Below are 12,803 nucleotides of genomic sequence, written 5' to 3' on the forward strand. Positions count from 1 at the left end.
TCTCCGGTTCTGTTTACGCGTACAGCGGGTTGGTCTTGTCGGCCTTGATGCCGTACTTGGCAATGGCCTCGGCCACCTTGGCGGCGGGCACCGTGCCCTGCTCGCTCAGGGCCTTGAGCGCGGCCACGACGATGTAGTGGCGGTTGATCTCGAAGTGCTCGCGCAGGCGGTAGCGGAAGTCGCTGCGGCCGAAGCCGTCGGTGCCCAGCACGCTGTAGGAGCGCCCTGCGGGGATGAAGGCGCGGATCTGCTCGGCGTAGTTCTTCATGTAGTCGGTGGACGCCACCACCGGGCCCGGGCGGCCGCCCAGCTGCTGCGCCACGAAGGACACGCGCGGTGTCTCCAGCGGATGCAGCAGGTTCCAGCGCGCCACGTCCTGGCCCTCGCGGGTCAGCTCGTTGAAGCTGGTGCAGCTCCACACGTCGGCCTGCACGCCCCAGTCGGCGGCGAGCAGCTTCTGCGCCTCGATCGATTCGCGCAGGATCGAGCCCGAGCCCAGCAGCTGCACGCGCTTGTCGCCGTCCGCGCCGGCCTTGCACAGGTACATGCCCTTGATGATCTGCTCTTCCGTGCCCGGCTGCAGGCCCGGCATGGCGTAGTTCTCATTGAGCAGCGTGATGTAGTAGTAGACGTTTTCCTGCTTCTCCACCATGCGCTTCAGGCCGTCCTGCATGATGACCGCCACCTCGTGCGCGAAGGTCGGGTCATAGCTCACGCAGTTGGGAATGGTGTTGGCCAGGATGTGGCTGTGGCCGTCCTCGTGCTGCAGGCCTTCGCCGTTGAGCGTGGTGCGGCCCGACGTGCCCCCCAGGATGAAGCCGCGCGCCTGCATGTCGCCCGCGGCCCAGGCGAAGTCACCAAAGCGCTGGAAGCCGAACATCGAGTAGTAAACATAGAACGGGATCATGATGCGGTTGTTCGTCGAATACGACGTCGCCGCAGCGATCCACGAGCACATGCCGCCCGCCTCATTGATGCCTTCCTGAAGAATCTGACCGGCCTTGTCTTCCTTGTAGTACATCACCTGGTCGCGGTCGACCGGGGTGTAGAGCTGGCCCTTGGGGTTGTAGATGCCAATCTGGCGGAACAATCCCTCCATGCCGAAGGTACGCGCCTCATCCACCAGGATGGGCACCACGCGCGGACCCAGGGCCTTGTCGCGCAGCAGCTGCGTGAGAAAGCGCACGTAGGCCTGGGTGGTGGAGATCTCGCGGCCCTCCGCGGTGGGCTCCAGCACGGCCTTGAAGGTCTCCAGCGCCGGCACGGTGAAACTCTCGTCGGCGTGCGTGCGACGCTGCGGCAGGTAGCCGCCCAGGGCCTTGCGGCGCTCGTGCAGGTACTTCATTTCCGGCGTGTCGTCGGCCGGCTTGTAGTAGGGCAGCTTGTCCAGCTCGCTGTCGGGGATCGGGATGTTGAAACGGTCGCGGATGTACTTGATGTCCTCGTCCGACAGCTTCTTGGTCTGGTGCACGGTGTTCTTGCCCTCACCGGCCTTGCCCATGCCATAGCCCTTGACGGTCTTGACCAGCAACACCGTAGGCTGGCCCTGGTGTTCATTGGCCGCATGGAAGGCGGCATACACCTTCTCGGGCTCGTGGCCGCCGCGGCGCAGCTCCCAGATTTCATCATCGGAGAGGTGCTCGACCAATTTTGCCGTCTCGGGGTGCTTGCCGAAGAAATGCTTGCGGATGTAGGCGCCGTCCATGGCGCGGTAGGTCTGGTAGTCGCCGTCCAGCGTTTCCATCATGAGCTGCTTGAGCTTGCCGCTCTTGTCGCGGCGCAGCAGCTCGTCCCAGCCCTTGCCCCACAGCAGCTTGATCACATGCCAGCCCGCGCCGCGGAAGTCGCCTTCGAGCTCCTGGATGATCTTGCCGTTGCCGCGCACCGGGCCGTCCAGGCGCTGCAGGTTGCAGTTGATGACGAAGATCAGGTTGTCCAGGTTCTCGCGCGCCGCCAGGCTGATGGCGCCCTTGCTCTCGGGCTCGTCCATCTCGCCGTCGCCGAGGAACACCCAGACCTTGCGGTTGTCCGTCTTGGCGATGCCGCGGGCATGCAGGTACTTGAGGAAGCGCGCCTGGTAGATCGCCATCATGGGCCCCAGGCCCATGCTCACCGTGGGGAACTGCCAGAAGCCCGGCATCAGTTTGGGGTGCGGGTAGCTCGACAGGCCCTTGCCACCGACCTCCTGGCGGAAGCTCTCGAGCTGCTCCTCGCTGATGCGGCCCTCGAGGTAGGCGCGCGCATAGATGCCGGGGGCGCTGTGGCCCTGGAAGTAGATGCAGTCGCCGCCGTGGTTTTCGCTCTCGGCGTGCCAGAAATGGTTGAAGCCCGCACCCCACATGCTGGCGAGCGAGGCGAACGAGCCGATGTGCCCGCCCAGGTCGCCACCGTCGGGCGGATTGAGGCGGTTGGCGCGCACCACCATGGCCATGGCGTTCCAGCGCATGTAGGCGCGCAGGCGCTTTTCGATCGCGATGTTGCCGGGGCAGCGCGCCTCTTGCTCGGGCTCGATGGTGTTCACATAGCCCGTGTTGGCCGAAAACGGCAGGTCAATGCTGTTCTGGCGCGCATGTTCCAGCAACTGCTCCAGCAGGTAGTGGGCGCGTTCGGGACCCTCTTTCTCGATGACGGCGGCCAAGGCCTCCATCCATTCGCGGGTTTCCTGTTGGTCGGCGTCGTTGGCGGCGGGGGCCCCTGTGGCAGTGTCTTGCTGGGCGGACATGCGCGTCTCCTCGGGTTGTGGTGGTGGCAATTTAGTGGGTTCACTCCATTTTTGCACATTTTTTTAATTTTTCAAATAGCGCCACTCAATTTTGTATTGTGAAATTCAGAGAAATTCATGCCTCGGCTTCCAAGGAGGCAAACACCCCCTCCCCTACACTTGAGGACATGGCACAAACCACGCCGCAGCCCCTTTCTTCCAATGCCCCCGCGACCCTCGTTCAACGCTGGCGCGCCTGGTGGCGCAGCCTGTCGCCGGTTCGGCAAGACCGCTTTGCCGCCCTGGCCCCCCTGGCGGCCGTTCTTTTGTTCATGGCGGCCATCGTGGCGGCGTTCTGGTACCTGCGCGTGGAAGAAGGCGAGCGCGAGCAGGAGGCGCTGCGCCGCGATCTGGAATACGCCCAGCAGCGTGTGCGCCTGCGCCTGCTGGAGCGCCAGGAACAACTCATGCGCATCGCGCGCGACCTGGCCAACCAGGACATGGAACGCACGCAGTTCGACCAGCGCGCGGAAACCTTGGTCAGCCAGTACCCCGAGCTCCAGTCCGTCACCTGGATCGACGATCGTGGCCAGGTCCGCGCCACCCATTCCGCACCCACCATTGCAGGCAGCCAGGTGCGCGTGGCGGGCGAGGCATTGCAGGCCGGCAGCCTGACCGCCGACACCTACGCCCTCACGCGGGACCTGCAACAGCCGGTGTACGTGCAGCCCGAATCCAGCGCCAACGCCCCGGCCCCCTTGCTGCAGTTGCATGTGCCCATGAACGTGCAGGGCAAGTTTGCGGGCGTGGTGCTGGGCGAATACTCCATCGACAGCCTGCTGCGCTACGCGACCCCCACCGAAGTGCTGGCGCGCTACGCCGTCACGCTGATCGACCAGAACCGCCAGGTGCTCGCGGGCACGCCCTTGCAGCCGCGCGGCCGCGCCGCGCAGTGGATGCCCTGGAGCGCCAAGGCCAACGAGTACGAAGTGCCCGTGTCCCCCGTGGGCAATGGCCTGGTGCTGCGCGCGCAGGCCTACCGCACCTCCCTGGGCGTGGTGGGCAGCGGCCTGTTCTGGCTGGTGGGCACGCTCAGCGCCATGACGGCCTGGATGCTGATTGCCACCTGGCGCCACACACGCCGGCGCATGCAGGCCCAAAACGCGCTGGTGATGGAAACCAACTTCCGCCGTGCCATGGAAAACTCCGTGCTCACCGGCATGCGCGCCCTGGACCTGCAAGGCCGCATCACCTACGTCAACGCTGCGTTCTGCCAGATGACGGGCTGGAGCGAAGCCGAGCTGGTGGGCCAGCTGCCACCGTTCCCGTACTGGCCCGAATCGGAGTACGACAACCTGCACGCCCGCCTGAAGGAAGAACTCAGCGGCAAGACCGTTCCCGGCGGCTTCCAGGTGCGGGTGCGGCGCAAGAACGGCACCTTGTTCGACGCCCGGCTGTACGTGTCGCCCCTGATCGACGCCCACGGCCAACAGACGGGCTGGATGACATCGATGACCGACATCACCGAGCCCAACCGCATCCGTGAGCAGCTCAGTGCCTCGCACGAGCGCTTCACCATCGTGCTCGAATCGCTGGATGCCTCGGTCTCGGTGGCACCGCTGGGCAGCGAGGAGTTGCTGTTCGCCAACAAGCTGTACCGCCAGTGGTTCGGCTCGCACACCGGGGGCCATCTGCAACTGGTTGCCCAGGCCGGCGTGCTGCCCACGGCCCCATCGAGCGCGGAAGACGAGGACGGCCTCATGGGCCTGCCCACCACATCGCTGACGAGCGCCACCTCCGAGAACGCCGAGATCTATCTGCCCGAGCTGGGCAAATGGCTGGAGGTGCGCTCGCGCTACCTGAGCTGGGTGGACGGGCGCCTGGCGCAGATGGTGATCGCTACCGACATCACCCCGCGCCGCCTGGCCGAGGAGCAAAGCGCACGCCAAACCGAGCGCGCCCAATCGGTCAGCCGCCTCATCACCATGGGCGAGATGGCCTCCAGCGTGGCGCACGAGCTGAACCAGCCGCTCACGGCCATCAGCAACTACTGCAGCGGCATCATCTCGCGCATCCGCTCGGGCAACATCACCGAGGAAGCCCTGCTCACCGCGATGGAGAAAACCGCGCACCAGGCCCAGCGCGCGGGGCAGATCATCCAGCGTATCCGGGACTTCGTGAAAAAAAGCGCCCCCAACCGCCAGCTGGCCGATGTGCCCACCATGGTGAGCGAAGCCGCGGAGCTGGCCGAAATCGAGCTGCGCCGCCACAACGTGCGCCTGACGCACTACGTGGCCGCGCGCCTGCCGCAGGTGATGGCGGACTCCATCCTGATCGAGCAGGTGCTCATCAACCTGATGAAGAACGGCGCCGAATCCATCGCCCAGGCCCAGCGCCCGCTGTCCAACCGCAGTGTGGAGCTGCGCGTGGTGCCGCGCCAGGTGGAAGGCCAGGACGGCGTGGAGTTTTCCGTACAGGACACCGGCAAGGGCCTGCCCCAAGAGGTGCAGGACCGGCTGTTCGAGGCCTTCTTCTCGACCAAGACCGAAGGCATGGGCATGGGGTTGAACCTGTGCCGCAGCATCGTCGAGTCCCACCAGGGCCGGATGCAGGCAGAGAACCTCTACAATGGGCCGGAGGTCACGGGCTGCCGGTTTTCCTTCTGGCTGCCCCTCGCTGCGCCTGCCAACGACACGGCAGACACCGTGGCAAACGCACACCCCCCAAGGACAAACGCATGAGCTTGATTCCCAAAAAAGGAACTGTGTATGTCGTCGATGACGACGAGGCCGTTCGCGATTCGCTGCAATGGCTGCTGGAAGGCAAAGATTACCGGGTGCGCTGTTTTGATTCGGCCGAGTCCTTTCTCTCGCGCTACGACCCGCGCGAAGTCGTCTGCCTGATCGTGGACATCCGCATGGCCGGCATGACTGGCCTGGACCTGCAGGATCGGCTGATCGAGCGCAAATCCCCCCTGCCCATCGTCTTCATCACCGGCCACGGCGACGTGCCCATGGCGGTCGATACGATGAAGAAAGGCGCGCTGGACTTCATTCAAAAGCCCTTCAACGAAGACGCGCTGGTCAACCTGGTGGAGCGCATGCTCGACGTGGCGCGCCAGTCCTTTGCGGGCTACCAACAGGCCGCCAGCCGCGAAGCGCTGCTGGCCAAGCTGACCAGCCGCGAGGCGCAGGTGCTGGAGCGCATCGTCGCCGGGCGCCTGAACAAGCAGATCGCCGACGACCTGGGCATCAGCATCAAGACCGTGGAAGCGCACCGCGCCAACATCATGGAAAAGCTGGGCGCCAACACCGTGGCCGACCTGCTCAAGATCGCCCTGGGCCAAGCCGCAGCCAAGGCCTGATTTGCTATTGTTTTAATAGCTGCTTGCGCTTGATTCATAAGCGCCAGCAGCCATTTTTATTGATAATTTCACCATGACCGCCCAACTGATCGACGGCAACGCCCTCTCCCGCCAACTGCGCTCCGACGTGGCCGAGCGCGCCCTCGCCCTGAAGGCCAAAGGCGTGACCCCCGGCCTGGCCGTGGTGCTGGTGGGGGACAACCCGGCCAGCCAGGTCTATGTGCGCAACAAGGTCAAGGCCTGCCATGACGCCGGGCTGCATTCGGTGCTGGAGCAGTACCCCGCCGACCTGAGCGAAGCCGAGCTGCTGGCGCGCGTGGAGGCCCTGAACAACGACCCGGCCATCCACGGCATCCTGGTGCAGTTGCCGCTGCCCGCGCACATCGACGCGCAAAAGGTCATCGAGGCCATCTCGCCCGCCAAGGACGTGGACGGCTTCCACATCGCCAGCGCCGGCGCGCTGATGACCGGCATGCCCGGCTTCTGGCCCTGCACGCCCTATGGCTGCATGAAGATGCTCGAATCCATTGGCTACGAGCTCAAGGGCAAGCACGCCGTGGTCATCGGCCGCAGCAACATCGTGGGCAAGCCCATGGCGCTGATGCTGCTGGCCCAGGACGCCACGGTCACTGTCTGCCATTCGCGCACCAAGAACCTCAAGGCGCAAACGCTGCAGGCTGACGTGATCGTGGCCGCAGTCGGCAAGCGCAACGTGCTGACGGCCGACATGGTCAAGCCCGGCGCCGTGGTGCTGGACGTGGGCATGAACCGCAACGACGAAGGCAAGCTCTGCGGCGACGTGGACTTCGACGGCGTGAAAGCGGTGGCCAGCCACATCACCCCCGTACCCGGCGGCGTGGGCCCCATGACCATCACCATGCTGCTGGTCAATACCCTGGAAGCCGCCGAACGCGCGGCGGCCTGATCGCCACGATTCACAAATTCCATGGCCCTGCGCCTTGAAGCGGGCGCAGTCGGCCGTACCATCAGGGCCATGAGCAATCCTCTTCTCGACTTTTCTGGCCTGCCCCTGTTCGACCGCATCCGGCCCGAGCATGTGGCACCTGCCATCGACACCCTGCTGGCCAAGGCCAATGCCGCGCTGGAGACGGTGACGGCCAGCGACTTCCCCGCGCGCTGGGACGCCATTGCCAAGGTCTTGGACGTGGCCACCGAGGAGCTGGGCCGCGCCTGGGGCGCCGTCAGCCACCTCAACAGCGTGATGGACACGCCCGAGCTGCGCGCCGCCTACAACGAGGCCCTGCCGCGCATCACCGAGTTCTGGACCCGCCTGGGTGCCGACGAGCGCCTGTATGCCAAGTACAAGGCCATCGATCCGAACAGCGTGAACGCCGAACAGGCCCAGGCGCTCAAGAACGCCATCCGCAACTTCGTGCTCTCGGGCGCCGAGCTGACCGGCGCCGCCAAGCAGCGCTACGCCCAGATCCAGGAGCGCATGGCCGAGCTGCAGCAGAAGTTCAGCGAAAACACGCTGGACGCGACCGACGCCTTTGCCTATTACGCCACCGAACCCGAGCTGGATGGCATCCCCAACGACGTGCGCCAGGCCGCCCATGCAGCCGCCCAGGCCGAAGGCAAGGACGGCTTCAAGCTCACGCTCAAGATGCCCTGCTATCTGCCGGTGATGCAGTTCGCCCAAAGCAGCGCACTGCGCGAGCGCCTGTACCGCGCCTACACCACGCGCGCCTCCGACCAGGCCGAGGGCGATGCCACGCGCTTTGACAATGGCGCACTGATCCGGGAAATCCTGGCACTGCGCCAGGAAGAAGCGCAGCTGCTGGGCTACGTGAACTTTGGCGAAGTGTCCGTGGTGCCCAAGATGGCCGATTCGCCCTCCCAGGTGGTCGGCTTTTTGCGCGACCTGGCCCGCCGCGCCCGCCCCCATGCCGAGAAGGACGTGGCCGACCTGCGCGCCTTTGCCGCAGAGCACCTGGGCCTCTCCAACCCGCAGGCCTGGGACTGGCCCTACATCTCCGAAAAGCTCAAGGAAGCGCGCTACGCCTTCAGCGAACAGGAGGTCAAGCAGTACTTCACGGCGCCGCGCGTGCTCGCCGGGCTGTTCCACATCATCGAGACCCTGTTCGACGTGACGATCCGCCGCGACCAGGCGCCCGTGTGGCACCCGGCCGTGGCGTTCTACCGCATCGAACGCGGCGGCCAGCTGGTGGGCCAGTTTTACCTGGACCAGCCCGCCCGCCCCGGCAAACGCGGCGGTGCCTGGATGGACGACGTGCGCACACGCTGGCTGCGCCCCGACAACGGCCAATTGCAAACCCCGGTGGCCCACCTGGTGTGCAATTTTGCCGACGGCGTGGATGGCAAGCCTGCGCTGCTCACGCACGACGACGTCATCACCCTGTTCCACGAGTTTGGCCACGGCCTGCACCACCTGCTCACGCAGGTCAGCGAGCGCGATGTCTCGGGCATCGGCGGCTTGGAGTGGGACGCGGTCGAGCTGCCCAGCCAGTTCATGGAGAACTTCTGCTGGGAATGGAGCGCACTGCAGCGCATGACGGCGCATGTGGACACGGGCGCACCGCTGCCCCGTGCGCTGTTCGACAAGATGCTGGCGGCCAAGAACTTCCAAAGCGGCATGCAGACGCTGCGCCAGATCGAATTTGCGCTGTTCGACATGCTGCTGCACACCGAGCACGACCCGGCGCAGGACTTCCTGCCCCTGCTCGACCTGGTGCGCTCGGAGGTTGCCGTGCTGCAGCCGCCCGCCTTCAGCCGCACGGCGCACACCTTCAGCCACATCTTTGCCGGGGGATACGCCGCCGGGTACTACAGCTACAAATGGGCCGAGGTGCTCTCCGCCGACGCCTATGCCGCGTTCGAGGAAACCGCCCAACCCGACGGCAGCCACCACCCCGACACGGGCCGCCGCTACCGCGAAACCATCCTCGAAGCCGGTGGCAGCCGCCCGGCCATGGAATCCTTCAAGGCCTTCCGTGGTCGCGAACCGAGCTTGGATGCGCTGCTGCGCCACCAGGGCATGGCATGATAAAAAGTGAGCTGGCTGCGCTTGTCATCATTGGTTCTCAGGCACTTTTGTGCCTTGAACACCCGTGAATCAAGCGCAAGCAGCTATCCATATTGAAGCAAACCCACCGGAGGCCCCATGTCCGTTGCCCGCCTTGCCGCCCTCGCCGCCTGCGCCACCGGCGCATTGCTAGCCACCGCCACACAGGCCCAGCAGGTACACCGCATCGTGGGCCCTGACGGCAAGGTCACCTTTTCGGACCGTGCGCCCGAAGACAAGAAGGCCCAGAGCACCGTGCTCTCCACCGCGTCCGGCGGCGCCGCCAGCAACCCAGCCCTGCCCACGGAACTGCGCCAGATAGCCAGCCGCTTTCCGGTGACGCTGTACACCGGTGAGAGCTGCAGCCCCTGCCAGCAAGCCCGCCAACTGCTGGTGCAGCGCGGCGTTCCCTTCACGGAGCGCAGCGTCAACACCAACGACGACCTGGACGCCCTGCGCCGCCTCAGCGGGGAATCCGCCCTGCCCTTTGGCACCATCGGGCGCCAGCAGCTCAAGGGCTTCTCCGACGCCGAATGGACGCAGTACCTCGACGCCGCCGGCTACCCCGCACAGTCGCGTCTGCCCCGCGGTTACACGCAGCCCGCCGCCACGCCCCTGGCACCCGCCAAGGCCCCGACAGCATCGGCGCCCGACGCGCCGCAGGAAGCTGCGTCGGCACCCACCGGTCGCCTGCGGCGCCAGGCACCGCCACCTCCGCCCCCAGGTGGGCCGACGCCCTCCAATCCAGCGGGCATCCGCTTCTGACGACTCCGTTCAGAAGGTCAGGGTCTTGACGCCCTGGGCCGTGCCCAGAAGGCAGACCTGCGCCTTCTGGTGCGCAAAAATGCCGACCGTCACCACACCGGGCCACTGGTTGATCTCCGATTCCAGCGCCAGCGGGTCGGTGATGGACAGGCCCGTCACATCCAGAATGTGCTGGCCGTTGTCCGTCACCAGGGGTTGGCCGTCCTTCAGGCGCAGCGTGGCCTGGCCGCCCAGCGCCGCAAAGCGCCGCGCCACATGGGCCGTGGCCATGGGGATCACCTCCACGGGCAGCGGAAAGCGGCCCAGCGTATCCACCAGCTTGGACTCGTCGGCAATGCAGACAAACTGGCGCGCCAGCGCCGCCACGATCTTCTCGCGCGTGAGCGCCGCACCGCCGCCCTTGACCATATGGCCCTGGCCGTCGATCTCGTCGGCGCCGTCGATGTACACGCCCAGTTGCTCGACCTCGTTGGCATCCAGCACAGCAATGCCGATGGCGCGCAGGCGCTCGGTGCTGGCCACCGAACTGGACACCGCGCCGCGCACCTGGTCCTTGACCGTGGCGAGCGCATCGATGAACTTGTTGACCGTGGAGCCCGTGCCCACGCCCACAATGTCGCCAGGCACCACGTAGCGCAGTGCAGCCTGGCCCACCAGGGCCTTGAGTTCGTCTTGGGTGAGGGGGGTAGATGTCGTCATGGGAGAAAATCGGGGGTGAACCCTCAATTATCCCCATGTCACTGATCCCCTACGCCCTCACCCGCCCCTTTCTGTTCGGCCTGGACCCCGAAGCCGCCCACGACCTGACCATGGACATGCTCGCGCGTGGCCAGGGCACGCCGCTGCAATGGGCCTGGTGCAATGAAACGGTACACGACCCCATCGAGCTGGCAGGCCTGCGCTTTCCCAACCGCGTGGGCCTGGCCGCCGGGCTGGACAAGAACGCGCGCTGCATCGACGCGCTGGGTGCCATGGGCTTTGGCTTTGTCGAGGTCGGCACCGTCACGCCCAAAGGGCAACCCGGCAACCCCAAGCCGCGCATGTTCCGCCTGCCCGAGGCACGCGCACTCATCAACCGCCTGGGCTTCAACAACGACGGGCTGGACGCCTTTCTGCACAATGTGCAGCAGGCCCAGTTCCGCCGCCAGCAAAAGCACCCCATGCTGCTGGGCCTGAACATCGGCAAGAACGCCGCCACGCCCATCGAGGACGCCACGCGCGATTACCTCACCTGCCTGGACGGCGTGTACCCACATGCCGACTACGTCACCGTCAACATCAGCTCCCCCAACACCAAGAACCTGCGCGCGCTGCAAAGCGACGCAGCGCTCGACGGCCTGCTGGAAGCGATTGCCGAGCGCCGCGAGCAACTGGCACAGCAGCACGCCCGCGCCGACGGCACGCAGCGGCGCGTGCCCTTGTTCGTGAAAATCGCTCCCGACCTGGACGAAGACCAGGTCGCCGTGATCGCCGCCACCCTGATGCGCCACGGCATGGACGGCGTGGTGGCCACCAACACCACCATCGGCCGCAGCGCCGTGCAGGGCATGCGCCACGCCGAGGAAACCGGCGGCCTGAGCGGCGCCCCGGTGCTGGAGCCGAGCAACAAGGTGATCCGCCTGCTGCGCGCCACGCTGGGCAACGGCTTCCCCATCATCGGCGTGGGCGGCATCCTGAGCGCAGAAGGCGCACTGAGCAAAATCCGCGCGGGCGCGGACGTGGTGCAGATCTACACCGGTCTGATCTACGAAGGCCCGGCGCTGGTGCAGCGCGTGGCCATGGCGATCAAGGCGGCAGGTTAACGCCCGCCCCGCAACTGCATCAACAGCGGCAGCACCACACCCGCCCAGCGCACCAGGCGGCGCGGGCCGGCCACGGCGGCGCCAGCGGCCACCAGGGCCAGGGCCAGGGGGTGGTCCTTGGCAAAGGCGAATGCGCGCTGGGCCAGGGGTTCGGCGGCATTCATGGCGGCTTGCTGGCGAGCCAGTTCGCGTTCTTGCTGCCGCTCCTGGCGGCGCGCGCGCAGGCGCTGGCGCTGGGCAGCCATGCGTTCGCGCAGTTGGCCCTTGCGCTCGGCAATGCGCTGGGGCGTGAGTGGGAGGCTGGGCTCGGTCACAACTGCTCCTTGATCTCGCGCCAGTCGCGCACCAATTCCTCACGCGTCAGCGCAAAGGCATTGCTGGCGGCGTTGGCCACACGCACCAGGGCCGCCAGCGCCACCCCCCAGGCCAGCAGCCAGCCCACGGCCAGCAGCCAGGCCACCAGGGTGCGGTGCGGGCTGTCCCAGAACTGCACCAGTAGCGCCACGGACAACAGCGTCAGCGCCACCACCGTGAGTCCACCCACGGCCAGCGTGAGCAGCAGCAACTGGCGCAGGCGGGCCTTTTGCTCATGCCATTCCAGCCGTGCCAGTTCGGCGCGGTCCTCGATGGCGATGGCGCCTTCCAGCGCGGCGGCCCGCCAGCGCAGGACGAAGGCTTCCAGACCCAGCAGCGAGATCCAGTTCATGCGTTCAGCGGCGTGCCAGGAGGAAACCCACCAGCGCGCCCACAGCCAGCGCAGCACCGGCCACGCGCCAGGGTTCGTCGTGCGCATAGCGGTCGGCGGCACGGGCGGCGTCCTTGGCCTGGTTGGCGGCTTCCTGGGCGGCGCGGATGGCGGCATCGCGCACGTTGTGCATGCCCTCGTCCAGGCGGTCACGCAGTGCCTTGATCTCGGGCACGCTGTCCAGGTTCTTGTTGGCCATGAGCGTGCGCATTTCGGAAACAAGCTTTTCCAGTTCGGTCTGGGTGCTGTGCAGGGAATCGGTGGTCTGAGTCGTCATACATGCCTTTCGGTGGAACGTTGGAAACTATGCATGCCACACAACACAGGGCTGTGCGCCAGAGTGGCTCATCTTAACGATCCCCACAGCACCCAGCGTAAAAAAC

At 66.2% G+C, this 12,803-nt stretch carries 11 protein-coding genes; 6 read left to right on the forward strand and 5 right to left on the reverse strand.

Annotation, left to right across the window (positions count from 1 at the left end):
* Positions 1–13 precede the first annotated feature (13 nt).
* Entirely contained in the window at positions 14–2,722 is a 2,709-nt protein-coding gene (gene aceE / locus GWK50_RS10275; RefSeq protein ID WP_162016420.1) for a pyruvate dehydrogenase (acetyl-transferring), homodimeric type, read from the reverse strand.
* 167 nt (positions 2,723–2,889) lie between these two features.
* Here aceE and GWK50_RS10280 point away from each other — a divergent pair, with 167 nt between their 5' ends.
* The 5 genes from GWK50_RS10280 to GWK50_RS10300 all read left to right on the forward strand — a co-directional run bounded on the left by GWK50_RS10280 (position 2,890) and on the right by GWK50_RS10300 (position 9,873).
* The gene (locus tag GWK50_RS10280; RefSeq protein WP_162016421.1) at positions 2,890–5,442 is read left to right on the forward strand and encodes a PAS domain S-box protein; all 2,553 of its coding nucleotides are present in this window, start codon (positions 2,890–2,892) and stop codon (positions 5,440–5,442) included.
* A complete protein-coding gene (locus GWK50_RS10285; RefSeq protein WP_162016422.1) occupies positions 5,439–6,065 on the forward strand; it encodes a response regulator in 627 nt (208 codons plus the stop codon). The genes GWK50_RS10280 and GWK50_RS10285 overlap by 4 nt, the downstream gene beginning before the upstream one ends.
* 73 nt (positions 6,066–6,138) lie before the next feature.
* Positions 6,139–6,990: a bifunctional methylenetetrahydrofolate dehydrogenase/methenyltetrahydrofolate cyclohydrolase FolD gene (gene folD, locus GWK50_RS10290; RefSeq protein ID WP_162016423.1), complete on the forward strand. Its 852-nt coding sequence runs from the start codon at positions 6,139–6,141 to the stop codon at positions 6,988–6,990.
* A gap of 69 nt (positions 6,991–7,059) precedes the next feature.
* Positions 7,060–9,090 (forward strand): M3 family metallopeptidase, encoded by a 2,031-nt coding sequence (locus tag GWK50_RS10295; protein ID WP_162016424.1) that lies wholly within the window; start codon positions 7,060–7,062, stop codon positions 9,088–9,090.
* A 117-nt stretch (positions 9,091–9,207) separates the two neighbouring features.
* Positions 9,208–9,873, forward strand: coding sequence for a glutaredoxin family protein (locus GWK50_RS10300; protein WP_162016425.1), 666 nt, complete (start codon positions 9,208–9,210; stop codon positions 9,871–9,873).
* Between the two features lie 9 nt (positions 9,874–9,882).
* Here the strand turns inward: GWK50_RS10300 and rpiA are convergent, their stop codons facing one another.
* Positions 9,883–10,572 (reverse strand): ribose-5-phosphate isomerase RpiA, encoded by a 690-nt coding sequence (rpiA, locus tag GWK50_RS10305; RefSeq protein ID WP_162016426.1) that lies wholly within the window; start codon positions 10,570–10,572, stop codon positions 9,883–9,885.
* A gap of 35 nt (positions 10,573–10,607) precedes the next feature.
* On the opposite strand from rpiA, the gene GWK50_RS10310 reads away from it, so the two are divergent.
* Positions 10,608–11,675, forward strand: coding sequence for a quinone-dependent dihydroorotate dehydrogenase (locus GWK50_RS10310; RefSeq protein WP_162016427.1), 1,068 nt, complete (start codon positions 10,608–10,610; stop codon positions 11,673–11,675).
* Here GWK50_RS10310 and GWK50_RS10315 read toward each other — a convergent pair.
* From GWK50_RS10315 to GWK50_RS10325, 3 genes are read right to left on the reverse strand one after another with little or no spacing between them, the layout of a single operon-like run.
* The gene (locus GWK50_RS10315) at positions 11,672–11,989 is read right to left on the reverse strand and encodes a hypothetical protein (protein ID WP_162016428.1); all 318 of its coding nucleotides are present in this window, start codon (positions 11,987–11,989) and stop codon (positions 11,672–11,674) included. The genes GWK50_RS10310 and GWK50_RS10315 overlap by 4 nt on opposite strands.
* On the reverse strand, positions 11,986–12,381 hold the full coding sequence (locus tag GWK50_RS10320) for a phage holin family protein (RefSeq protein ID WP_162016429.1): 396 nt from the start codon (positions 12,379–12,381) through the stop codon (positions 11,986–11,988). Before GWK50_RS10320 ends, GWK50_RS10315 begins: the two co-directional genes overlap by 4 nt.
* 4 nt (positions 12,382–12,385) lie before the next feature.
* Positions 12,386–12,697 carry a DUF883 domain-containing protein gene (locus GWK50_RS10325; protein ID WP_162016430.1) on the reverse strand — a complete coding sequence of 104 codons (312 nt, stop codon included), beginning with the start codon at positions 12,695–12,697 and terminating at the stop codon, positions 12,386–12,388.
* Positions 12,698–12,803 lie beyond the last annotated feature (106 nt).

Source organism: Acidovorax sp. 210-6, assembly GCF_010020825.1.
GTDB classification, from domain to species: Bacteria; Pseudomonadota; Gammaproteobacteria; order Burkholderiales; family Burkholderiaceae_C; genus Simplicispira; species Simplicispira sedimenti.

Coding starts and splice junctions, on each gene's coding strand:
- aceE (WP_162016420.1), bottom strand. CDS start 2,722: ATGTCCGCCCAGCAAGACACTGCCACAGGGGCCCCCGCCGCCAACGAC.
- GWK50_RS10300 (WP_162016425.1), top strand. CDS start 9,208: ATGTCCGTTGCCCGCCTTGCCGCCCTCGCCGCCTGCGCCACCGGCGCA.
- GWK50_RS10310 (WP_162016427.1), top strand. CDS start 10,608: ATGTCACTGATCCCCTACGCCCTCACCCGCCCCTTTCTGTTCGGCCTG.
- GWK50_RS10285 (WP_162016422.1), top strand. CDS start 5,439: ATGAGCTTGATTCCCAAAAAAGGAACTGTGTATGTCGTCGATGACGAC.
- GWK50_RS10325 (WP_162016430.1), bottom strand. CDS start 12,697: ATGACGACTCAGACCACCGATTCCCTGCACAGCACCCAGACCGAACTG.
- GWK50_RS10280 (WP_162016421.1), top strand. CDS start 2,890: ATGGCACAAACCACGCCGCAGCCCCTTTCTTCCAATGCCCCCGCGACC.
- GWK50_RS10320 (WP_162016429.1), bottom strand. CDS start 12,381: ATGAACTGGATCTCGCTGCTGGGTCTGGAAGCCTTCGTCCTGCGCTGG.
- folD (WP_162016423.1), top strand. CDS start 6,139: ATGACCGCCCAACTGATCGACGGCAACGCCCTCTCCCGCCAACTGCGC.
- GWK50_RS10295 (WP_162016424.1), top strand. CDS start 7,060: ATGAGCAATCCTCTTCTCGACTTTTCTGGCCTGCCCCTGTTCGACCGC.
- rpiA (WP_162016426.1), bottom strand. CDS start 10,572: ATGACGACATCTACCCCCCTCACCCAAGACGAACTCAAGGCCCTGGTG.